The sequence below is a fragment of the Dyella sp. A6 genome (assembly GCF_036320485.1).
Taxonomy (GTDB): Bacteria; Pseudomonadota; Gammaproteobacteria; order Xanthomonadales; family Rhodanobacteraceae; genus Rhodanobacter_A; species Rhodanobacter_A aluminiiresistens.
The window spans coordinates 2,000,422-2,024,126 of the sequence record NZ_CP132911.1 but is presented as its reverse complement, the minus strand read 5'-3'; the positions used below and the strand labels follow the sequence as shown (position 1 = coordinate 2,024,126).

General features: G+C 64.6%; 16 protein-coding genes and 1 tRNA gene. 9 read left to right on the top strand and 8 right to left on the bottom strand.

The features are described 5' to 3' along the window. Window positions 1-74 precede the first annotated feature (74 nt). The 3 genes from RA164_RS08925 to fabV all read left to right on the top strand — a co-directional run bounded on the left by RA164_RS08925 (window position 75) and on the right by fabV (window position 2,510). Window positions 75-281, top strand: a complete 207-nt coding sequence (locus RA164_RS08925) for a cold-shock protein (protein WP_072320702.1) — start codon at window positions 75-77, stop codon at window positions 279-281. Window positions 282-478: 197 nt separating this feature from the next. Continuing rightward, complete coding sequence (locus RA164_RS08920) at window positions 479-1,210, top strand: copper homeostasis protein CutC (RefSeq protein WP_329740516.1); 732 nt, start codon at window positions 479-481, stop codon at window positions 1,208-1,210. 91 nt (window positions 1,211-1,301) lie between these two features. Then, the gene (fabV, locus tag RA164_RS08915; RefSeq protein ID WP_329740515.1) at window positions 1,302-2,510 is read left to right on the top strand and encodes an enoyl-ACP reductase FabV; all 1,209 of its coding nucleotides are present in this window, start codon (window positions 1,302-1,304) and stop codon (window positions 2,508-2,510) included. Between the two features lie 91 nt (window positions 2,511-2,601). Here fabV and RA164_RS08910 read toward each other — a convergent pair whose 3' ends face one another. The 3 genes from RA164_RS08910 to RA164_RS08900 all read right to left on the bottom strand — a co-directional run bounded on the left by RA164_RS08910 (window position 2,602) and on the right by RA164_RS08900 (window position 5,303). Then, window positions 2,602-4,368, bottom strand: a complete 1,767-nt coding sequence (locus RA164_RS08910; protein WP_329740514.1) for an ABC transporter transmembrane domain-containing protein — start codon at window positions 4,366-4,368, stop codon at window positions 2,602-2,604. 120 nt (window positions 4,369-4,488) lie between these two features. Continuing rightward, the gene (locus tag RA164_RS08905; protein WP_329740513.1) at window positions 4,489-5,085 is read right to left on the bottom strand and encodes an IMPACT family protein; all 597 of its coding nucleotides are present in this window, start codon (window positions 5,083-5,085) and stop codon (window positions 4,489-4,491) included. A gap of 142 nt (window positions 5,086-5,227) precedes the next feature. Then, window positions 5,228-5,303, bottom strand: a tRNA-Thr gene (locus RA164_RS08900). Between the two features lie 306 nt (window positions 5,304-5,609). On the opposite strand from RA164_RS08900, the gene RA164_RS08895 reads away from it, so the two are divergent. The 6 genes from RA164_RS08895 (at window position 5,610) to RA164_RS08870 (ending at window position 12,738) form a co-directional block, all read left to right on the top strand. After that, complete coding sequence (locus RA164_RS08895; RefSeq protein WP_329740512.1) at window positions 5,610-6,122, top strand: GspH/FimT family pseudopilin; 513 nt, start codon at window positions 5,610-5,612, stop codon at window positions 6,120-6,122. A gap of 77 nt (window positions 6,123-6,199) precedes the next feature. Next, entirely contained in the window at window positions 6,200-6,634 is a 435-nt protein-coding gene (gene pilV / locus RA164_RS08890; protein WP_412731014.1) for a type IV pilus modification protein PilV, read from the top strand. 35 nt (window positions 6,635-6,669) lie between these two features. After that, window positions 6,670-7,683 carry a prepilin-type N-terminal cleavage/methylation domain-containing protein gene (locus RA164_RS08885; RefSeq protein WP_329740510.1) on the top strand — a complete coding sequence of 338 codons (1,014 nt, stop codon included), beginning with the start codon at window positions 6,670-6,672 and terminating at the stop codon, window positions 7,681-7,683. Window position 7,684: 1 nt separating this feature from the next. Next, window positions 7,685-8,287 (top strand): pilus assembly PilX family protein, encoded by a 603-nt coding sequence (locus tag RA164_RS08880; RefSeq protein ID WP_329740509.1) that lies wholly within the window; start codon window positions 7,685-7,687, stop codon window positions 8,285-8,287. 69 nt (window positions 8,288-8,356) lie between these two features. Next, complete coding sequence (locus RA164_RS08875; RefSeq protein WP_329740508.1) at window positions 8,357-12,262, top strand: pilus assembly protein; 3,906 nt, start codon at window positions 8,357-8,359, stop codon at window positions 12,260-12,262. A 2-nt stretch (window positions 12,263-12,264) separates the two neighbouring features. Further along, the gene (locus RA164_RS08870; RefSeq protein ID WP_329740507.1) at window positions 12,265-12,738 is read left to right on the top strand and encodes a type IV pilin protein; all 474 of its coding nucleotides are present in this window, start codon (window positions 12,265-12,267) and stop codon (window positions 12,736-12,738) included. Between the two features lie 33 nt (window positions 12,739-12,771). On the opposite strand, the gene recD is transcribed toward RA164_RS08870, so the two are convergent. The 5 genes from recD to RA164_RS08845 all read right to left on the bottom strand — a co-directional run bounded on the left by recD (window position 12,772) and on the right by RA164_RS08845 (window position 23,640). After that, the gene (gene recD, locus RA164_RS08865; protein ID WP_329740506.1) at window positions 12,772-14,709 is read right to left on the bottom strand and encodes an exodeoxyribonuclease V subunit alpha; all 1,938 of its coding nucleotides are present in this window, start codon (window positions 14,707-14,709) and stop codon (window positions 12,772-12,774) included. Next, the gene (gene recB / locus RA164_RS08860) at window positions 14,699-18,352 is read right to left on the bottom strand and encodes an exodeoxyribonuclease V subunit beta (RefSeq protein ID WP_329740505.1); all 3,654 of its coding nucleotides are present in this window, start codon (window positions 18,350-18,352) and stop codon (window positions 14,699-14,701) included. The genes recD and recB overlap by 11 nt, the downstream gene beginning before the upstream one ends. Continuing rightward, window positions 18,349-21,837, bottom strand: a complete 3,489-nt coding sequence (gene recC, locus RA164_RS08855; protein ID WP_329740504.1) for an exodeoxyribonuclease V subunit gamma — start codon at window positions 21,835-21,837, stop codon at window positions 18,349-18,351. The genes recB and recC overlap by 4 nt, the downstream gene beginning before the upstream one ends. Window positions 21,838-22,197: 360 nt before the next feature. Further along, window positions 22,198-22,764, bottom strand: coding sequence for a hypothetical protein (locus tag RA164_RS08850; RefSeq protein ID WP_329740503.1), 567 nt, complete (start codon window positions 22,762-22,764; stop codon window positions 22,198-22,200). Between the two features lie 54 nt (window positions 22,765-22,818). Then, window positions 22,819-23,640: an SPFH domain-containing protein gene (locus RA164_RS08845; protein ID WP_329740502.1), complete on the bottom strand. Its 822-nt coding sequence runs from the start codon at window positions 23,638-23,640 to the stop codon at window positions 22,819-22,821. Between the last annotated feature and the right edge of the window lie 65 nt (window positions 23,641-23,705).

The window sequence follows — 23,705 nt, the reverse complement described above, 5'->3', positions numbered from 1 at the left end:
ATGGACCGGGGGAGTATGGTCAGGTTCACGCAAGCACTTTGGTACATCCTGTCCATGAGTCAGAGGTTCCTGCAATGCGTTTCGGTACGGTCAAATGGTTCAACGATGCGAAGGGTTTCGGCTTCATCGCACCCGAGGATGGTGGTGAGGATGTGTTTGTCCATTTCTCGGCCATCAACTCCAAGGGTTTCCGCAGCCTTCAGGAAGGTCAGCGCGTGAAGTTCGAGGTCACTCAGGGCCCGAAGGGTGCCCAGGCATCGGGCGTCGAGATCGCCGCCTAAGCTGAGTTGGCCATCCGTCAGGTTGGCCACCTGCAATTCAGAACCCTGCGCCCGTTTGGGCGCGGGGTTTTTCTTGTCGGGAGTTTCGTCCATGGCCGATCGTCGGCAGCTTCGTGCGATTGTTTCGTGCAGCGGGTCTTACCCGAAGCTTCGTCGCGTTACCCGTAGCCGGCTTTGGCCATGAGTGCATATCGACCATGAGTGCATATCGGCTTGAAGTGGCCGCCAATTCGGTGGCCTCGGCATGTGCGGCACAGGCGGGCGGAGCCGATCGGGTCGAGCTTTGCGCGGCACTCGAACTGGGCGGTATCACGCCCTCATGGGCGACCATCGCGATGGCGCGGGATCGCCTGCGGATTCCCCTGTATGTGCTGGTGCGTCCGCGTGCCGGTGATTTCCTGTACGACGACCTGGAGTGCGAGAGCATGCTCCGGGACGTCGAGACGTGCGCGCGCCTGGGCTGCGATGGCGTGGTGCTGGGGCTGCTCGATGCAGACGGCCAGGTGGATGTGCCGCGCTGTCGCCCGCTGGTCGCGGCCGCTGGCGGCATGGGCGTGACGTTCCACCGGGCGTTCGACCTGGCGAGCCAGCCGGAACAGGCGCTCGAAGCGATTGTCGACCTCGGTTGCGAGCGGATACTGACCTCGGGCGGTGCGCCGACCGCGCTGCAGGCCACGGCGCTGATCCGCGCGCTGGTCGTGCAGGCCGGCGATCGCCTCTCGGTGATGCCGGGCGCGGGCGTGCATGCGGGCAATCTGGCCGAGCTGGCCCTGGCCACGGGCGCCAGCGATTTCCACGCCTCGGCCAAGCGGCAGCATCCGTCGGGCATGCGCATCCACGCCAGGCTCGGTGACATGGCAGGCGGCGAAATACGCAGCGATGAGCGGGACGTACGCGCCATGGCGACCGTGCTGCGCCAGCTTGTTTGAGTGATCTCCACATAAACGCGCCATACGGTCCCGCAGGTCGAATCCGCTCCGCTAAAATGCCGCCTTGCGAATTGTCAGCAGGAGCTGTCCAGTGATCATCCGTCCCAAAGTCCGCGGTTTCATCTGCGTCACGGCGCACCCGGTCGGTTGCGAGCGCAACGTGGTCGAGCAGGTCGATATCACCCGGGCGGTCGCCCACGATGCCGGCAAGGGTCCCAAGCGGGTGCTGGTGATCGGTGCCTCGACCGGTTACGGGCTGGCTTCGCGCATCGTGTCGGCGTTCGGCTACGGCGCGGCGACCCTGGGCGTGTTCTTCGAAAAGCCGAGCAGCCCGGACAAGACCGGCACCGCGGGCTGGTACAACTCCGCCGCGTTCGATGCGCTGGCCAAGCAGGCAGGCCTGTACAGCAAGTCGATCAACGGCGATGCGTTCGCCAACGAGACGCGCGAACGGGCCATCGAGATCATCAAGAACGAGATGGGCGGCCCGATCGACCTGGTGGTCTATTCGCTGGCTTCGCCGGTGCGCAAGCTGCCGGATACCGGCGAAGTGGTGCGTTCGTCGCTGAAGACCATCGGCGAGCCGTTCACCGCCACCTCGGTGGACACCAACAAGGACACGGTAATCCAGGCCTCGGTGGACCCCGCCACGGAGCAGGAGATCAAGGACACCGTGACCGTGATGGGTGGCGATGACTGGGCGCTGTGGATCGACGCGCTCAGCGAGGCCGGCGTGCTGGCCAAGGATGCCAAGACCGTTGCCTACAGTTATGTCGGTACCGAGATCACCTGGCCGATCTACTGGCACGGCACCCTGGGCCAGGCCAAGCAGCACCTGGACAACACCGCGCGCGCATTGCGCGAGCGCCATGCCGCCGAGGGGCTGGATGCGCGCGTCGGCGTGATGAAGTCAGTCGTGACCCAGGCCAGTGCGGCGATCCCGGTGATTCCGCTGTACGTGTCGCTGGCCTTCCGCATCATGAAGGAAAAGGGCATTCACGAAGGCTGCATCGAGCAGATCAACCGGCTGTTCCACGACCGGCTGTATCGCGTGGACGGTGCTGCCGCGGACATGGACGGCGAAGGCCGTCTGCGCCTGGACGACTGGGAGCTGCGCGACGACGTGCAGCAGGCCTGCAAGTCGCTGTGGCCGACCGTCACCACCGAGAACCTGCGCGAGATCACCGACTACGACGGTTACAAGCACGAGTTCCTGAAGCTGTTCGGCTTTGATCGCGCCGACGTGGATTACGGCGCCGACGTGGATTCGGATCGCCGCTTCGACTGCGTCGAAATGTAATCCGTCGTCGGCAAGGGGCGTGTCCAGCCACGGGCATGCCCAGCGACGTTTCGGCCAGGATCGCGCACGGAGATATGCGCGGCCCGACCGCTCAGGCGGCGAACTGCAGTCGCGCCAGCTCAGCGTACAAGCCGCCCTCGGCCAGCAGGCTCTCGTGCGTACCCTGCGCCACGATGCGGCCGCCATCCATCACCACGATGCGGTCGGCGCGCAGCACGGTCGCCAGGCGATGGGCGATGACCAGGGTGGTGCGGCCTTGCTCCAGGCGTTCCAGCGCCTGCTGGATCGCCGCCTCGGACTGGGCATCGAGTGCCGACGTAGCCTCGTCCAGCAACAGCAGCGGCGCATCGCGCAGGATCGCGCGGGCGATCGCGATGCGCTGACGCTGCCCGCCGGACAGGCGCACGCCGCGCTCGCCCAATTCGGACGCGTAGCCGTGATCCATCGCACTGATGAATTCGTGTGCTTCGGCGGCGCGCGCGGCTTCGATCACCTCGTCCTCGCTGGCGTCCTGGCGCCCGAACCGGATGTTGTCCGCCGCGCTACCGCCGAAGATCACGGTTTCCTGTGGCACCAGCGCGATCGCGCCGCGCAGGTCGGGCAGGGCCATCGCGCGCAGGTCGACGCCGTCGAAACGGATCTGCCCCTTCTGCGGATCGTAGAAGCGCAGCAGCAGCGACAGCACGGTGCTTTTGCCGGCGCCGGAGGGGCCGACCAGGGCGACCGTTTCGCCCGCGCGGATATCCAGGTTGAAGTCGTGCAGCGCCGGTGCATCCGGCCGGCTGGGATAGCGGAATTCGACGTGTTCGAAGCGCAGCGTGCCGCTGACCGGTCGCGGCAGCGCCACCGGGTTCGCCGGGCTGGTGATGTCGGCGCGTTCTGCAAACAGTTCGCCGATGCGGCCCATGGCGCCGGCGGCGCGCATCACGTCGCCCCAGACTTCGGACAGGCCGGCCACCGAGCCGGCGGCGAACACCGCATACATCACGAACTGGCCGAGCACGCCCGCGCCCAGCGTCCCGCCCAACACCGCCCGGGCTCCCGCCCACAGCACCAGGGTGATCGCGCCGAAGAACAGTACGATCACGGTGGCCGTCAGCGCCGCGCGCATGCTGATGCGTTGCCGTGCACTGGCCAGTGCGCGCGTGATGGCGTGCGTGTAACGGGTGCTTTCCACATCTTCCCGCGCATAGGCTTTTACCGCGGGTGCCGCGTTCAGGGTTTCGTTGGCGATGGCGGCGGCATCGGCAATGCGGTCCTGGCTGGCGCGCGACAACTTCTGCACGCGTCGCCCGAAGATCAGGATCGGCGCCATCACGGCGGGGATGACCAGCGCGGTAAGGCCGGCCAGGTGCGGGCTGGTCCATACCATCATGACGCTCGCCCCGAGCAGCATCACGACGCTGCGCAGGGCCACCGAGATGCCGGAGCCGATAAGCGCCTGCACCACTTCCGTGTCGCTGCCGAGGCGAGAGATCAGTTCGCCGACCCGGCTGCGCTCGAAGAAGGCGACATCCAGCCGGACCACATGCGCGTACAGCGTGCTGCGCAGCGAAGCCAGCGCACGCTCACCGAGCAGGGTGATGCAGTAGTAGCGCGCGGCCGTGGCGAAAGCCAGCACCAGTGCCACCCCGAACAAGGCCAGGAACGTGGTGTTGATCGCCGCTGCGCTGGCGTGACCGAAGCCGCGGTCGATGATGTGCCTGACCGCGACGGGCAGCACCAGCGTGCAGGTTGATGACAGCCCCAGGAACAGCAGCCAGCCGATCGCCAGCGCGCGGTGGGGTTTCAGGAAGGGCCAGAGCTGGCGCAGTGCGCCCAGCTGACGTTTGGGGCGTTCGGGGGAGGCTGGTTCCATTAGGGACGCTTCGGCGGGTCGTCTGGCTAGGATGGGGCTGAACGATCCCGATTCAATCACATGCGGGCGATGCAGCGGCTGGACGATGCCGATGATCGACAGGACGCCAGTCCAGCGCGGCTAGTCCAGCACGATCACCTGGCTGCGTCCGCGGCTCATGTCGGCGATGCGGACCCGCGCCTCGTCTAGCCGCGTGGACGGCAGTCGTATCTGCAGCGCGACGCCATCGGCTTCGTAGAGGCCCTGCTCGATTTCGGCATCCAGTTCGGCCAGGCGTGCCTTGAACAGCTCCAGTTCGGCGAAACTGCAGCGGGTGGCGATGCGCGTCATGTCGATGATCGGACGCTGTTCCGCCAGACGCAGGCATTCGGCAGCGGTGCCGCCGTAGGCACGAGCCAGGCCGCCGGCCCCCAGCTTGATACCGCCATACCAGCGCGTCACCACCACGACCACACGGTCGATGCCCTGGCTTTCGATCGCCTGCAGGATCGGGCGCCCAGCCGTTCCGCCCGGTTCGCCATCGTCGTTGAAGCGGTAGTCCGAGCCGATCCGCCAGGCCCAGCAGTTGTGGGTGGCGGCGGGGTCGGATACGTGGTCCATGAAGGCCTGGGCCTGCTGCCTGGATTCGACCGGTGCGGCCTGGGCGAGGAAACGGCTCTTGCGGACATCGAGTTCGTGTTGGCTGGCGCAGACAAGCGTGCGCGGTAGATCGCTCATGAACAGGGCAGGGGCGGAACGGATGCACAGTGTAGGACCAAGGTCGCCACTAGGCCCAACGCAGCTCGGAACTGCGCCATCAACGAATATGGCGCCAACAAAAAGGCCACCCTTTGCGGGGCGGCCTTTTTGTTGAATCGGATGGTGCCGGAAATAGGAATCGAACCTACGACCTACGCATTACGAATGCGCCGCTCTACCAACTGAGCTATTCCGGCAGCGAGCGGGAAATTTTACGGGGCATGCGGCCCACACGCAAGTCGTGTCGGCTTCCTTGCCGAGCGCCGCGTGAGCGGGCGTTGTGACGGGGTGCACCTTGAGGCTGGGCTGTTCGACCACTTGTCGGCGGAATACCGCCGCTGATCGGTGAATGGCTGGCCTTGGCGCCGAGTCTGAGTCAGAGTGAAAAGAGGGAAATGGGGAGAATCTGCATGCATCCAGTGTCGCGCCAATGTGGCCGTCGGCGGTTTGCGCCGAGTGTGTCGTGTGCCCATGGTTGGCGCTCCGCGGCGGGCTTCACTCTGGTGGAGTTGCTGATCACGATCGCTGTTGCCGCGGTCCTGCTGGTCATCGCTGTACCCAGCTTCAAGTCGCTGATCGCTTCCAATGAGTTGACCACCGCTGCCAACGAGATGGTCGGTTCGCTCAACCTGGCACGGATGGAAGCCATCAAGCGCAACGCCTACACGCAGTTCTGCAGTGACTCGGCCACCAACAACACCAGTGATGTGCTTGGCACGGCATGCGCCACTGCGGGCGAAGGCGCTGTCGAAGTACTGGCTACGGCCAGCTCGGCGTTGGCTGTCACGACGACACCGCCTCGCTTGACGTCCCCCGTGCAGCTGCACGGAAACATCGTGGCGATCCGGTTCGATGCCACTGGGCTTGGCTATCAGGCGGGAACGACCTCATCGCCATATTCGGGAACCGTCGCAGACATATGCACGACCTCGGTCAGCACGGACAACCATATCCTGATCGTGATGGCGACCGGGACCATTATCACGACAACGCCGACGTCGGGGGCCTGCCCATGAGCGTGTTTATCCATCGGGCCGATGGTGGGCCAAGGCATGCACATGCAGGCCACCTCGGTCGAAAGGCGCAAGCGGGTGTGGGCCTGATCGAGGTGCTGGTGGCCGTGCTGGTGCTGTCAATCGGCTTTCTGGGCATGGCCGCGCTGCAGGCGATGTCCCTGTCCACCAACAACGGCGCGATGGCGCGGAGCATGGCGACGATCGATAGCTATTCGATCTTCGACGCGATGCGTGCCGACCTGAACAATGCGGTGGCGGGTGCATATAACAAGACAGTCGTCGTCAGTGCGTGCCCCGCCAGCGGTTCGACTTTGGCGAGTGTGCAGCTCAACCACTGGTGCACCCAACTGGAAAACGACCACATGGGCTCCAACACGCAAGGCACGATCGATTGTACGGCGGCCACCGGCACCAGCACGGCCTACTGCACGGTCACCATCAAGTTCGACGAGAGCTATTCCGGTAGCAGCGGTGGTAGCACGCAGACGGTCGTTACCAAGGCGATGCTATGAACGCGTATATCAGGACGAAATACCGAGTTGCAGCCATGCAGAAACTGCGCGGGTTCACCCTGGTCGAGTTGATGGTGGCGATGCTGCTGGGCCTGATCGTGATTGCTGGCGTGGTCAGTGTTTTCCTTGCCGGGCAGCAGACCTATCGCACCAACGATGCACTGGGAGACGTGCAGGAAAGCTCGCGTATCGCCTTCGAGTTGATGGCACGCGATATCCGCGATGCAGGACTGAGTGGATGCGACAACAGCAGCGGGCGAATAGCCAACGACCTGAACAACACCTCGCTCTGGTATGCCGACTGGGGCGACGCGTTGTACGGCTATGACGACGCCACGCAGGACCCGGCACTCAACGCCTACACCGGTACTAGCGCAGGGGCACCGGTGGCGGGTACGAGTTCGATTCGCACCATCAGTACAGCCAGTTCCAACGTGGTGGTGTCGTTTACACCTGCAAGTAGCAGCAGTACTGGTTCCCCGGCAAACTTCCAAATCAATGCCGCGACTTCGGATCTGTCTACCGGGCAGCTGATCATGGTGTGCGATTTCGATCACGCCACGATCATGCAGATTACCGATTACCAAAATAATACCGTTGTAATCCACAACACCGGCAACAAGGTCAGCCCGGGCAACTGCACGGACGGTCTGGGCTATCCGCCACTCTGCACTGCCAACGGCAACAAATACACCTTCCAGAGCAACGCGCGCGTCGCAGTGTTGACCGGAGACGATTGGTATATCGGGTACAACTCGGCGACCCCCCAGACAACTTCGCTGTATCGCATGAGCGTGGGTTACAACTCCGGTGGTGTGACGACGACACCGGAAGAAATGGTGCGTAACGTGACGGCAATGAAAGTGACTTACCTGCAGCCGCCGAATACGACGTTCGTGACTGCGGCGAATGTAACCGACTGGGCGACGGTGACTGCGGCCCAGGTACAGTTGACCGTGCAAAGCACGAACCAGCGGGCAGGGACCGATCAGAAGCCGCTCCAGCGCGTTTTCACCTTCACCACCACGGTGCGGAACAGGGTGCAATGACATGAACGCATTGATCGCTCCACGTTCTTTTCCCGGCACGCTTCGTCAGCGTGCCGGCCACCAGCAGGGCATCGCCCTGGTGGTGGCGCTGATTCTGCTGGTTTTGATCAGCCTGGTCGGGCTTGCAGCCATGCGTGGCACCATCATGCAGCAGAAGATGTCTTCCAATCTCTACGACCGGCAGGTGGCCTTCCAGAGTGCCGAAGCAGCGTTGCGTGCGGCCACGGCGCTGGTTCCCACATCGCCCACGCTTATCTGGCACAACTGCCAGGCTGGCGGTATTACCTGTCTGCCCAATCCGTTCAACGATCCCACCCTGCCAACCAGTGCTATTCACTCGGTCGCAACCGGGAATAACACCGGCGACTTCACGGCCAGTACGGTCGCGGCGAGTCAGCCGCAGTATGTGGTCGAGAACATGGGCAACTGGGTCGACCAGAGCACCAATACCGGCTTCGGCAGCACGGCCAATTCCCGCAACTACGGTGTGCAGGGCTCATCCGGTACATCGGTGTACTACCGCATCACGGCCCGCAGCGGCGATCCCGCCGTGGTGGGTGATCGCGCCGTGGTGACATTGCAGGTTGTGATCAAGCAGGGTTGATGTGCTCGGCAACGTTCGGGTGTCGTACCAACGGTGGCCGTTGTGGCCACGAGTCATACTGGATCTAGCATGAAAACCACGTCCTCGCTCTTCCAGCGCTCCATGCGCTCCCTTGTCAGGATGGCCGGTGTTGCGCTCCTGGTCGGGCTGTACGGCGCGGTGTATGCGCCCGCTGCCGTGGCTGCCACGACAGTGACGGTTGACCAACAGCCACTGACGCTGCAGCCGCCAATTCCGCCCAACGTGGTGCTGATGCTGGATGACTCTGGCTCGATGGCTTGGGATTACATGCCCGATGCCTGCTATCTGTATGGCGTTTCCTGTGCTGGTACTGCCTCCGGTACGAACCCGATCAATGGCCAAGGCACCGATTACATCACCTCGATCAACAATGATGCGGTAATCGATGCCAACAACAATGGCGTTTACTACAACCCGACAGTGACCTATTTGGCTCCGCCGACGGCCGCCACAGGGACCAACTACCCGTCCTATAACGACATCACCAACGTGCCACTGAATGGCTACAGCACGTCGGGAAGCTGGGTCAATCTGACCAATTATTCAAATAATGATTTCAATGGTGAATATTATTATCAAGCTAAAAATATTTACTATTCCACTAGTAACCAGCAGGCTGTGCCTTGGAATAAAACGTTCGATAATGTGGTGACTAGCTCGGGCTCCACTTACGCCGATCAAGTATGCATCAATGATTTCAATACTTATCATGGTATCGGTTCAGGACCTACTTTCAACGGTATCTCAAAACACGGTCAAAACTGGGTCTCGGGCGAGTGCGTCTTTCAGTATCCATACTCTTACACGTACAGTTATTTCCAGTATTCGACCGGCCTGGCGGCCGGGCCGTATACGGTCAACTATGTGGCGCCCGCCACACAGGGCTGCGGCACGCAAAGCAATTGCGTACTGGATACTGATACCAGTGGCGTGGCTGCGCCCGCAGGTATTGCTGCCGGGCAGAATATCGCCAACTGGTTCGCGTATTACCACACGCGTATCTTGATGGCTAAGTCTGGGTTGCTGACCGCGTTTTCCGATGTTGACCCGAAATTCCGTATTGGCTTCGGTTCGATCAATAACTCGGCTCAACAGGAGATATTCGATACGGGGCGTACCGCTCAATACAACGGCAAGTATATCGCCGAAGTCTGGCCCTTCGGCGATGGCACGTCCGGCACCCAGAAGAACTTTTTCTGGAACTGGGTCACCAGCATCAATCCGGGTGGAGGTACGCCTTTGCGTTATGCGCTTGATGCCGTGGGTCAGTATTACCAGAGCAGTCAGCCATGGACGACCATGTCATCCGATCCGACGACTGATTCGAATATTGCATGCCGGCAGTCCTACACTATTCTCACCACGGATGGTTTCTGGAATTCCAACTATTCGGGTGTCGGTAATGTCGATGGCACCCAGGGGGCGACGGTCGACGGTCCCAACGGGATTAGTTATACCTATACGCCGACTAGTCCATACCAAGACGACAATAGCAATACCTTGGCCGACGTAGCGATGCATTACTGGGAGACTGATCTAAACCCGAACCTGGCCAACGAGGTGCCGATCAATACCAGTGATCCGGCGTTCTGGCAGCATATGACAACGTTCACCATGGGGCTTGGCTTCACGCCGTACGGCATTAGCCCCACAGGCACCACGGTCCAGCAGATCTTCGACTGGGCTGATAATCCAAGTCCGGCCACGGCCATCGCGAATTTCGGATGGCCTAAACCGTCGGCAAATTCGCTCTACAACATTGCAGACCTTGTCCATACCGGTGTCGACGGACATGGCGGGTTCTATTCGGCCACCAATCCGCAGACATTCGCCAGCGGACTGCTTAGCGCGCTGAAGAATGCCAGTACTCGAACCGGTAGCGGCGCCAGTCTTGCCGCGAACTCCACCCAGCTGACCAGTGGTACGGTGGCCTACCAGGCCAAATATCACACTGGTGTATGGACTGGAGAACTGAACGCGCTCAACATCGACTCCAGTACGGGCGCTGTGACGACCACGAAATGGGCGGCGGTCACGCAATTGCAGAAGGCTGCCTCTGTCTCCAGTACAGGAGTCATTACCTATCCGACGCGCGATATCGTGACGTTCAATCCGAGCGCGTCCAGTGGTTCGCAGTTCGTGCCCTTCATCAATAGCTCATCGGCGCCACCTGCACTGTCGGCGACCGAACTCGCCGCTCTGGGCAGCTCGACGACTGCGCAGATGGACATCGTCAACTATCTGCGTGGCGACAGCACGCTGGAGGTGAGCAACAAGGGGATCTATCGTAACCGGACAAGTCCCCAATATGGCCACATTGTCCTGGGTGACATAGTCGACTCGCAGCCGGTCTACGTCGGTGCGCCGGATCCCAATGAATTCGAGAACCAGACGTTTACCGGAACGGATTCCTTCTACGCTTGGGCGGTTGGTACCACCGACAGCAGCGGTAACCCGGTGGCCAGTGCAGCATTGCAGCGCGAACCGTTAGTCTATGTGGCGGCCAACGACGGCATGTTGCACGCATTCGATGCCAACACTGGCGATGAGAAGTATGCCTATCTGCCAGGCGCGGTGATCACCGCTGGTGTGGCCAACCTCGCCAATCCGTCCTACGGCTCGGCCGGTGTACCTCACGAGTACTACAACGACGGCGAGCTGACGGTGGCCGACGTCTATCTACCTAACCAGCCTGATCCCAGTGGCTCGTATTGGCACACAATCCTGGTGGGCACTACCGGCCGGGGGCCAGCGGAAGCCATATATGCGCTGGACGTGACTGATCCCAGCAACATCACACCATTATGGGAACGTTCGGCCGGCGATGGTCAGACCAACAGCAACTACATCGGCCAGATGGTCGGTAAGCCGGTGATCGCCCAGGTTGCCGACGGCAACTGGCAGGTGTTGATCGGCAATGGATACAACAGTGCCAGTGGCACGGCGGCCCTGCTGGAGTTCAACTTGGTCACTGGTGCGCTGAGCGTGCACGCGACCGATAGCTCCACCGGCAATGGCCTGGCGGCACCTGTCACCTGGATGGACGATGCCAGCAATGGCGTGAGTACCGAAGCCTATGCTGGCGATCTGCTTGGGCGCGTCTGGGAGTTTCCGCTCGCCAAGACGACAGGGAGCGGGACTGCCAGCGCCGACCTGTCGTCGTCGGGTACCGAGGAATTCCTTGCCACCGATTCCAGTGGGGCCGCTCAGCCCATCACGTCCGGCATGTTGGCGGGGCGCGACCCGTCGACCGGTAACGTGTGGTTGTTCTTCGGTACTGGCAAGTATCTGACCAGCGGTGACCTCGCAAATAATCAGGTGCAGAGCTGGTATGGCCTGATCGTCCAGGCCGGCACAGGTACGACAATTCCCAAGCTGCCCATGACAACGCTGGACGGTAATTTGGTGCAGCGTTACATCACTTACGAACAGGATGGCGATCCTAGTGCGACACCACCCACGCTGGGTGCACGTACCGTGACCCCGCTACCCACACCGAGCGACATGACCGGGAAACTGGGCTGGTACATGAATCTGCAGCAGCCGGTGACCGACAGTAGTGGGAATGTTGTCAGCTATAACGCGCAAGGCGAGCGCATGGTGACCCCGAACCAATTCCAGGGCAATCTGCTCCTGGGCACCACACGCATCCCGGTCGTCACCGATATCTGCAACCCGTCGGGCAGTGGTTGGGTGATGGCGGTCAACCCCTTCAGCGGCACCAACCCGACAGGCGCCTTCTTCCTGAACGGTGGCTCGGGCACCGTCACGTTACCCAACGGCACGGTCGAACCCGTGGCCGGCGTCGGCTTCAGCTCGCTGCCGAACAACCCGATTTTCGTCGGCGGCGACATGCTGATGAGTTTCGACAACGGCAATACATCGAGCCTGATGACATCGGGTTCGACCGGTGCCATGCAGCGCGTCTCCTGGCAGGAGTTGATCAACCAATGAACATGAGTACGCGAACCACATCATCGGGGCGTCCGGCGGCTCTGTCGCGAACGGTGGCATGCCTTCGTGGCTGGGCCGGCTTCACCTTGATCGAGCTGATGATCGTGGTGGCGATCATCGCGATCCTGATGGCGATCGCCTATCCGTCCTACGTGTCCTACATGACGAAGACGCACCGCGTGGCGGCGGAAGGCTGCCTGTCCGAATACGCGAACTACATGGAGCGTTACTACACCACCAACCTCAGCTATCTGGATTCGAGCGGCAACGCGTTGTCCCTGCCGACCCTCGACTGCGAATCGACATCGCAGACCGGTGATTTCTACGACTACACGCTGGCATCCAGCTCGTCCACGGCCTATGTCCTGCAGGCGACGCCGATCAATGGCCAGCAGCAGAACGACACGACCTGCGGGACGCTGACCCTGAGCCAGACCGGCGCACGCACGCCCACCACGCCTGATACCTGCTGGTAAGCCTGCCGTTTGCCGGGCGCTCAGCCCGGCCGGCTAGGACTGGGCGATGCCGAGGCGCATGGCCAGTCCGGTGTGGCGCCGCTGCCGATGACGCACGGCGTGTTCGATGGCAGCGGCCGAACCGACCAGGCTGATGTGATGCTTTGCACGGGTGATACCCGTGTAGAGCAGTTCGCGCACCACCGTGGATTCCGGTGCATCCGGCAGCAGCAGGGCGGCGTGACTGAATTCCGAGCCCTGCGACTTGTGCACCGTCATGGCGAAGACGGTGTCGATCTCCTCGAGTCGCGACGGCAGCACGAAGCGCACGCGTGAGGCGGCTTCGCTGCGGGTGTCCGGAAACGCCACATGCAGGCGCGGCGTACCGTGCCGGTCGGGTCGGCGCAGGGCGATGCCCACGTCGCCATTCATCAGGCCCAGCGTGTAGTCGTTGCGCAGGACCATCACCGGGCGGCCCTCGTACCAGCCATGCCCGGATTCAATCAGGCCTGCGGCAAGCAGTGCGTTGGCGATGCGCTGGTTGAGCATCTGCGTGCCGAACGGTCCGTTGCGCAGTGCGCACAGCAACTGGAACCGGGCATAGGCCTGTAGAACCTCGTCGGCCCAGGCCACATAGGCGCTTTCGTGTGCATCGGGAGCGGGGCGGCTGCGACGGAGCAGCTCCAGGTAATGGCGATAGCCTGACGGTGGCGGGCTTGTGGTGGCGACACCGGCATGACCGTCGATCGCGATGTCCAGGATCGAGGATGCATCGGCATGCCAGGCGATATCCTCGTGCGTCGTCGCGAGCAGCTGCCGCACCGTATCCAGCTCACCGGCATTGACCGCCCTGGCCAACTGGCCGATCCCGCTGTCCGCGGTAAAACGGTGGCTGTGGCGCAACATGGCGACGTGCTGGTCCAGCGGTCGGGCGTCGTCACGCACGAACGTGCCGATGTCTGCGCAACCGGCATCGTGCAGCCAGGCGGCGGTCTGCGCGTCGTAGTGACCGGCATCGGCCCGATGGCACAGGTCGCCGAGCACCGCGCCGGCCTCGACCGAGGAGAGCTGATCCTTGTCGCCCAGCAGCACAAGGCGGGCATGGGGCGGCAGCGCGTCGAGCACCGCGGCGATCATTTCCAGGTCGATCATCGACGCCTCGTCGACGACCAGTACATCCAGGTGCAGCGGCTGAGCACGATGATGGCGATAGCGACGGCTGCCGCTGCGGGCGCCGAGCAGACGGTGCAGGGTATCGACGCGGGGCGAGATCGACGCGCGCACGGCATCGCTGACATTCAGCTGTTCGAGCTGGGCGGCGATGGAGGCGTTGAGTCTGGCGGCGGCCTTGCCGGTGGGCGCGGCCAGGCGGATGCGCAGCGGACGGTCGTGATCGCGCAGGTGCAGGGTCTGCAGCAGGCCGAGCAGGCGTACCACGGTGGTGGTCTTACCGGTGCCTGGGCCGCCAGTGATCACGCTGAAGGCACCACGTGCAGCCAGTGCGCAGGCGACGCGTGCCCAATCGGCCGGCCCTGCCGGGTTGGCCAGAAACAGCCGGTCCAGTTCGGTGCGGAAGCTTTGCGCCAAAGCTATGGGCTGTTGCAGCCGGTCACTGATCGCGGCGGCGACGTCGCACTCGTGATTCCAGTAGCGACGCAGGTAAAGGCGCTGGCCATCGAGCACCAGCGGGGCCGCTGCCGGCAGGCCGCTGGCATCGGCCAGCAGCGATGAAAGCACGGGGGGCTCGGCCAGCAGCGTGTGCCACGTCGACGGCCAGGTCTTCCGGTCGGGCAGGGACGGTAGCGCCTGCAGGTCCAGACACAGATGGCCATCGGCCAGCTGCCGGCTGGCCAGCGCTGCGTACAGCAGCAGCGCGGGTGGTGCCTGCGCGTCGATCTGCGCCAGAAAGCGAGCGAAGGCCAGGTCGAGCGGGCGCAGGATACCCGAGCTCTCTGCCTCGGCCAGACTTTTCAAAAGCAGGTCACGCGTCATGCTGCTCTCCGTGGCCGGCGAACAGCGCGTCCAGAGCCTCGATTAACCGGCGCGGCAGGCGTTCGTGGTGCACGCCGTGTCCATCGGCATCGACGCCGCGCAGGAACAGATAAAGCACGCCGCCCATGTGCCGGTCGTAGTCGTAGTCGGGCAGGCGTGCCCGCAGCTGCCGGTGCAGGGCCAGACTGTAAATGGCGTACTGCAGGTCGTAGCGGGCCTGCAAGACGGATGTGCGCATGGCGTCAGCGGTGTAGGCCGTCGCATCCGGACCGAGCCAGTTGGACTTGTAGTCGGCCACGTACCAGCGGCCGTCGTGCTCGAACACCAGGTCGATGAATCCTTTCAGCAGGCCGTTGACGAGAGTTGCCGAAAGCGGCGGCCGGTGCACACCGCCGAGGGTGTAGCGGGTTACCAGGCGGTCGAGCGCATGGGTGTCGACGTGATGGGCTTCGAACCAGAACTCCAGTTCGGCGCGGTAACGGCAGCTGTCGGTCAGCCCGGCCAGCGCTACCGGTGGCGCACCCAGGCATGCCAGTGGGGTACGCAGCAAGGCCGGCAACCAGTCCGTCAATGGCTTGATCCATGCCTGCCAGCCACGCTTTTGACAGCGTCGGGCGATGGCGTCGCGGATCGCGGCGGAAGGCTCGGCGGCGCGGGCGAAGCCTTCGTCGGCGCAGGCTTCCAGCAGATCATGCAGGAAGGTGCCGGGTGCGGCGCCACGCGGGAAGGCATGCATGCCTTGTGGCGTTGCGGTGATCGCGATGCCGGGCGATGCATCGATTTCGATGCTGCTCTCGGCAAGGGTGGCTTGCCCGGCCGTCTCCGGGGCAGCCGGTTCGGTCGGGGTGTCGGTGTGCGCGAGTGCGCTGTAGCTGGCGATCCACCAGGGTGTACGCGATGGCAGGGTGCACGGGCGGGCGGCATGCATCGGCAGGGTGTCGGCCGACGGAACATGGCGCTGCGTCGAGGCCGGTTCGTCGAGCGTTTCCACCGCCATGAAGGGCTGCCCGTCGCATAGGGCGAGCACTTTCGGCAACAGGTCGTCCGGCGCGATGCTCTGTGCGCCGCCAAGCACGTAGCCGAAGGCCGACTTGTGCAGTCCGCTGTCCTTCTTCGCGCCGTCTTTGAGGCAGGCGATACCCAGCCAGCACAGATGGCGGGCGCGGGTCAGGGCCACGTAGAGCAGGCGCAGGTCTTCCTGCAGTCGCTCGCGTTCGGCCTGCAACCACGCGGCCGGATCGGGACTCAGGTCGAAATGCGCCATGCCTTCGCGATCGTGCCAGAGCAGCCCGCTGTCGCGCTTCGTTTCGCGATAGCCGCAGACAAACGGCAGCAGCACCACCGGGTATTCGAGTCCCTTGGACTTGTGGATGGTCACGACCTTGATCAGGTCGGCCTCGCTTTCCAGGCGCACGACCTGCTCCTCGGCGGCCTTGCCGTGGCCTGGGCGGGCGATGTGCGTGGCGAGGTGGCGGATCAGCGCCTGCTCGCCGTCCAGCCCGGTGGCGGCCTGCTGCAGCAGTTCCGCCAGGTGCAGCAGGTTGGTCAGGGCGCGCTCGCCGCCACGGCGTGCAAGCAGGCGGGCCGGCAGGTCGAACCGGTGCATCAGTTCGTGCAGCATCGCCAGCACACCCTGGCGCAGCCACAGCTCGTGAAGCTGGCGGAATTGTTCGTTGCAGTGTTCCCAGTGCGGCTCGTCGAGGTTCAGGCGGTCCAGCTCGGCCAGGCTCCAGCCCATGCTCGGCGTGGCCAGTGCGGTGCGCATGGCGCGGTCGCTGGCGGGGTTGGCGCAGGCATGCAGCCAGCGCAGCAGGTCGGCGGCTTCGGCCGAGGCGAACACCGACTGGTTGTCGGACAGATACACATGGGCCAGCCCGCGTTCGCGCAGTGCCTTGCGCATGGTATCGGCGTCATGCCGGTCGCGCACCAGGATCGCGATGTCGCCGGGCTTCAGTGGCGTGAAACGACCGTCCTTGCCGCTGAAGCCGCATTTGCCGGCCTGCGCCTTGTCCAGCCAGTGCACGATCCGGGCTGCCGCATGCGCGGCGCTTTGTTCGCGATAGGCCGGCATGCCCAGCGGTGCGTCGGATGGCAGAACCGCCATCTGCATCGCGGTCAGCGGGACGCCGTCGAGCAGCAGATGATCGTCACGGTCGTGCGCGCGCACGCCGCTGAAAGGCAGGGCCTTGCCGAAGCCGAAAGCACCCTCCGGATGTGTGTCCGCATGCTCGAAGACGCGGTTGACCGCTTTGACCAGCGCATCGGTGGAGCGGTAATTGGTGTCCAGCGTCCAGGTGGGCCTGGCGGCGCTGAGGCGCGCGTGCAGGTAGGTGTGGATGTCCGCCCCGCGGAAACCGTAGATGGCCTGCTTGGGGTCGCCGATCAGCAGCAGCGCGGTGTCTGCATGGCGGACATACAGGCGATGCAGGATGCGCCATTGCAGTGGATCGGTGTCCTGGAATTCGTCGACCAGGGCCACCGGGTACTGCCGGGCGAGCGTGTGCGCGAAGGTGTCGCCGTTGCGGCCATGCAGTGCGGTGTCGAGCCGCTTCAGCATGTCGTCGTAGCCGAGCTGGGCGCGCTGTCTTCGTGCGTCGTCCAGACGTGCGTCGATCCACGGCGCCGCGTGGGCCAGCAGCGGCGGCGCCAGTGATCCGGCCTCGTCCCGGACGGCGAGCAGTTGGCCGATGGCGGCAAAGGCCGCATGCGTCGGTGCGGTCCTGTTCGCATTGACCGACGCGTCGAGACGATGCTGGGTGAAACGTTCCAGCGTGTCGTCGTCGATGCTGGCGCCGTGTGCCCAGTCGCGCAGGCTGGCGAGGCGTCCGGGCAGGTCGGCGGCCCGGACCTTGTTGCCGTGGAATATCCTGGTGTCCACCGCCCCCTGCAGCGCCGCCTCGATGGCATCGATGTCGGCGCGCCAGGCCTCGCGTGCGCGGGCCTCCGCCTCGAGCAGGGACGTTGCCTGTGCGCTCAGCAATGCAGCAGGATCGGTGATGGTCGGCAGCGGGCGTCCGCCCAGACGCAGGCTGCCGGCGGGACGCGACAGCAGCGGCATCACATCGTGCAGCAGGTCCTGCGGGGTTTTCCATAGCCGGGCGACCAGAGCGACGGCCCCGCCTTGCAGCAGAAAGAAGAAGCGTCGCCAGTAGTCGCGCACCGCCTCGTCCAGCAGCTCCGCCTCGTCGGCGATGCCGCCCGAGGCGGTCGCCTCGCCGCTGTCGAAGGCATGCTGCACCAGCATGCGCTGGCACCAGCCATGGATGGTGAAAATGGCGGCCTCGTCCATCCATTGCGCCGCCAGCTCGAGTTGGCGGGCCGCATGGGCTCGCGATCCGGCGTCGGGGTAGTCGGCGAGCAGGCCGCGCAGGAAGTCATCGCCGGACTGGTCACTGCGGAAGACCGCGGCGGCCTCGGTCAGACGGGCGCGGATACGTTCGCGCAGCTCGGCGGTGGCGGCCTTGGTGAAGGTCATCACCAGGATCTGCGCAGGCAGTTTCGGTGTGTCCTGGCCGTGCCCCAGGACCAGCCGCAGGTACAGCGCGGCGATGGTCCAGGTCTTGCCGGTACCGGCGCTGGCCTCGATCAGCTGGGTACCGGTCAGCGGCAGGCGCAGCGGGTGCAGGGGCGCCGTCGCATTCATGGCGTATGTCCGGTCGTCTGCACCGCATCCAGCAGCGGGCGATACAGATGCAGCCAGCGTTCGAACCCGGCGGCGTGCAGACGCGCGAAGTCGGGCCAGTCGCGGGCCAGGCAGGCATCGCTGTCCACCTCGCCATGACTCCAGCCACTGTCACTGTGGTCGTAGCGCGTGCGGGCCACATCGTAGGGGGGCTTCTTCCCATCCGCTTCGGCCAGCAGCCAGGCATAGGCGGTGCGGCGCGCGATCGGCAGTGGCGACTGCATGCCCTGGCGCAGTCCGGCCAGCAACGCATCGAGGTGGCGGCTGGCTGCATCGACGGGCAGCGGCATCAGTTCAACGGTGGCATCCGGGGCGACGACATGCGTGGTCAGTCGCAGTCCGTTGGCATTGCCCAGCAGGTGCGCGACCCAGGCGTCCAGCAGCTTGTCGTAGCGTGGCGTGTTCTTGTCCAGCAGCGGGCTAGCCGTGCCGATCAACCGGACGAGGCCGTCGTTAGCGTCGTGGCGCAGGTCGCCGAGCCAGTCCTCGACCGTCAGGCCGTCGGCCTCGTAGCGCAACTCGCGGACATCAGCCGCCTGTGGCCAGCGCGCAACGAGCGAGCGCCAGGCGCTGCCGGCCTGGGCGGCAGCCGTCTCGATGGGCGCCAGGACCAGCGTGCCGAAATCGCCGGGCGGCAGGATGCCTTCTTCGCGCAGCCGTATCGCCGTGGCGGCCAGCGCATCGTTGCCTTCGGTGATCGCGGTGCGCAGCAGGACATCGGTCACGCCGTGGCGTTGCAGCGCATCGAGTGCAAACGGTTCGCTGTCGTCGTCGAGCTCGTCCAGGCTGGCGAAATTCACCCGTAGTCGCTCGGCATAGAATGTCCTGGCGGGTGCGCGCAGAAACCGCTGCAGCAGGCCGAGGTCCACACCTGTTTCGGGTACCCATGGTGCCAGTGGCGCGTGCTCGGTGGACGATGCGGCGCGGTGCGCCTGCGCCCATTCGGCGGCATAGGTGAAAAGACCGGTGCCGGTCTCGAAGTAGCGACGGCTGAACGGTTGCAACGGGTAGTCGGTGGTCAGCGCGTCGAGCAGGCGTTGCCCAGCTTTCGGGTCGTCCGGATGGTCGCCGGCGCAGTGCCAGCCGGCGGCCAGGTAGTCGCGCAGCTGCCCGACCAGGGTCGATGGCGGCAGCGGGCTGTTGTCGCGTGCGCTGCGTCCGACCCAGCTCACATGCAGAGTCTCGCGGGCGGACAGCAGGGCTTCCAGCCACAGGTAGCGGTCGTCTTCGCGACGCGAGCGGTCGCCAGGCCGTTGCTGGCCGGGCAGGGCCATCAGGTCGATGTCGGGCGCGTGCTGGCGACGCGGGTAGTCGCCGTCGTTCATGCCCAGCAGGCAGACCACGCGGAACGGAATCGCGCGCATCGGCAGCAGCGTGCCGAAACTGATCGCGCCGCCTAGAAAGCGTTGCGACAGGCGGTGCTCGTCGATGCTGCCGAGCCAGTGCTCGCGGACGACCGCCAGCGGCAGCGGAGCGCTGAAGTCGGCGCCACTGCAGGCCTGTTCCCACTGGTCGAGCGCGTCGTCCAGGCGTTCCAGCCGGAGCAGGTCGTCGTCGTCGCGGCCGGCGTCGAAGAAGTCGGCCAGCAGGGCGCGCAGGTGTACGCACCATGCCCCGGGCGTTGCCGGCATCGCCAGTTGTTGCCCGTGGTGCTCCAGCCGCTCGAGCAGGGCGTCGAGCGGGCCGACCAGGGCCGCCTCGAGACCGCCGACATCGGCATGAGGAGCGATGCCGTCGAGCGAGGGACCGTCGCCGACGGCATAGCCCAGCAGCATGCGGCGCAGGCCGAAGCGCCAGCTGTTCTGTTCCAGCGGCGGCAGGCCGAAACGGGTTTTCTGTTCGCCATCGAGGCCCCAGCGGATGCCGCTGCCCTCGATCCAGTTTCGCAGCACGGGCAGATCGTTGTCGTCCAGGCCGAAGCGGCGACGCAGTGCCGGTGCGTCAAGCAGGTCGAGGATCTCGCCGACGCTGAAGCGCGACTCCGGCAGGCGCAGCAGGTGTTCCAGCGCTACCAGCAATGGCGCGGTGCCGCGTGAGGGGCGATCGGCGATGCTGCAGGGCAGGTAGCGCGGATCGTCGGGTGGCAGGCGTCCGAACACCGCCTGGATGTGCGGCGTGTAGGTCTGGATGTCCGGCACCATCACCATCACGTCGCGCGGTGCCAGCGGCGTGCCCCGCCGCTCGGCGGCCTCGAACATCGCCAGCAGCTGGTCGTGCAGGATTTCGATCTCGCGTTGCGGATTGTGCGCAACATGGAAGCGCAACGAAGCGTCGTTGTCGCGCCATGCCTGACGCCGGGCCGGATCGAGCGGCAGCGGTTCCAGATCCAGCACGGCCTGCTGGACCTGGTGCAGCAGGCTGTCGCTACCGGGGTCGTCGAACAGGTCGATGTCGCGGCCCAGCGCGGCGAACTGCGGGCGGTAGGCGTCCGGGCGGTCGAAGCTGTCCAGCAAGCGGATGTAGTCGCGCCCCTGCTTGCCCCATGCCGCCAGCAGCGGATTGGCATGCAGATGCAGTTCGGCGTAGTCCGGCTCGGTCGGTAACCCCGGCTTGCCGGCCTGGCGCCGCTGGCTGGCCATGAGCAGCTCGCGGTCCTCGATGATGTCGGCCCAGTAATGCCGGCACGGGTTGGTGACCAGCAGCAGCACCTGGCAGATGCGCCCCAGCCCGGTCAGGACTTCCAGCGTCTGCTGCGGTAGCGACGAGATGCCGAACACGACGATGCGGCGGGGCAGGGTGGCCGGACGTCGGTGCAGCGTGCCCATGCGTTCCAGAAAGGCCTGGTGGACCGCTGCGCGGTGGCTGTGCCGCTGGGCCGGTGCCAGGTCGGCCAGCAGCAGGCGCCATAGCTTGGCCTGCCAGCGTTGCGACATGGGCAGCGGTTCGCGCCGCTGGCGCAGGTCGTCGCGCATCACGTCGTGCCCATGGGCCCAATCGTCCAGCCAGTCGGCGCGATAGACCTGGTACTGGTCGAACAGGTCAGCGATCTGGTTCGCCAACTGGAACTGCCGCGTGACATCGGTGCCGTCATCGGCATCCAGAAAGTGGCGTAGCGGGCTGAAGGTTTCCTCGTCGAGGTGCGCTGGAAGCAGGCGCATCAGCCGCCAGGCCAGGCGCGACTTGTCGAACGGCGATGCCGCCGGTACTTCGTCCGGTCCGAGCACGGCGCGGTACGCCTGCCACAGGAAGCGGCCGGGCAACTGCATGTCGACCGCCGCGCTGATGCCCAGGCCGCCCGCGTCCGGTGGACGCGCGAGGGCCAGCTTCAACCATTGTGCGATGCCGTTGCTCTGCACCAGCACCTGTTCGTTCTCGAGCGGTGCCAGCGGGGTCCGTGCCAACCATGTCAGCAGCAGGTCACGCAGGTCCTCCAGCCGGTTGCCATGGACGACCATCAGGCCGGGCTGGATGGGGGCGGTCGATCGGGCGTCGGAAACAGGGTTCACGCGGGCTCGTGGGTGCGGCGCAGGCATGTGATTGTCCACGACGTGGCGATGAAAGTCGCGGCAGGATGCCTGTGGGCGGTCTCAAAGGCTGTGACGACTACTTTCCGGGGACTACGCAACGGGCGCGTACTCCTGACAACAAAGTAGGAGTAATCCGACAGACCCTTTTATGCGACCGACGCAGACTGAGTCTGCCCCAAGCGTCCGGACCCTAGCCGGCACCCTGGGCGCCCCAGAGCGATTTCAGCCCCCCTGGATTCGCTCGGCCCCGCTCCGGCGGGGCTTTTTATTGGTTCTTCACCCGGCCCAGGCTCTGCCGGGTGAAGAACCCTAGTCTGCTTGCTTGGCCGGCCTGACGGCTTATTCCCCGATCGCTGAAAGCGCTGCCTGCCGTCGTTCCCACAGGTCCTTGAAGCCGCTCTGCCGCAGCAGCTCGGGAACCTCGGCAGTTGCCGCGGCAGCATCGGCGATTCCGCTGATGGCGCTACGCAGGCTGAGCACTGCCTGGACCATGGCGCCGTCGATGCTGACCAAAGCCTGCAGGGTGCCGGCTTCGTCGCGATGCCGCTGATGAATGCGGTCCATCTCCGGTACCGCAGCGGTGCGGACGGTCGTTTCGAACTGCTCGATATCCTGCTGCAGGCGATGCAGTGCCTGCGCCTGCGTGACTGCCGACGGGTTCGGAAACGGGTGTTCGCGCGATGGCGGCGGCAGGTGCTCGCGCCGGAATGTCGCTTCCAAGGCGGCGAGGTGGGCCCGGCTCTCGCCGAGCAGATCGCTCAGCTTGCCGCGTATCAGCAGGTCGTCTGCACGCAGCTGGTTCTCGCGCCGGTAAAAGTTGTAGCCCCATCCATAGAAAAGATTGGACAGCACCTGTTCGGTGGCGCCCGCCTCTTCGATCGGGTTGGCGACGTGTTTCAGTTCCATCGGTCATCCTCCATAGGGAGGCGGGTCGCGTGCGGGCGCGACCCGCCGGTCCGGTCAGCCGGCGCCTGGCACCGGGAAGGTGCCCATCGTCTGGCCACCGATGCTGAAAGGTTGCCCCACGGCCATGTTCGGCGCAGACACCAGGCCTTTCTCGGCCATTTTCAGCGCCACGTAGTAACGCACGGCGTCGAGCTCGGACAGGCCAAAGGCACGCAGCGAGATCAGTTCGCGCATGCGTTCGTCCTTGGGCAGGATCAGTACCTTGGCATCGTTCAGGGTGATGCCGTAGACGCCAAGGAACGAGGCCAGGTGCTCCTTCACCAGCTCCACGATGTCGTGGATGTGCTCGTTGATCTGTTCCATCGGCGTCACCTGGATGACCTGGTTGATCGCCTGCTCGACCACCGGGCCGGCATAGCGGGCCACTTCTTCCGAACCGATGACGTGCCCGGAGAAGGGCATGTGCGTGGTCAGCTTGAGCGCATCGTCCTTGGTGTCGACGTGGATGTAGTACTCCACCTGGTAGGACATCTCGGCCATTTCGGCCGAACTGGCGATGCCGGTGTTGCGGATCAGCAGCTTGGCGCGGTTGACGTACAGCACCTCGTACTGCCAGGGCGAATTGCCGCCGAAGAAGCCCGTGACGAAGCCGCCGATCAGCGGTTTGTCCGGAGTCTGGATCGGATACTGGCCGGTGTCATAGGTGCCCAGTACCGCGCCGCGCGATTTCAACACGGCGAAATGGTTGGCTTCCACCGTGAGCAGGCTGCCCGAGACCAGGTTCTGCTCCGGGTAATGCCAGGCCAGTGTGTCCGGCCCCATTACATCGGTGCCATCGTCCTGCAGGGTCGATACGACTTGTCGTGTCAGTGCCACAAACGCCTCCTTGTTCGAAAGGGAACTACATCGGAACTACGTCGTTCGGGCGACAGGCCTTCGCT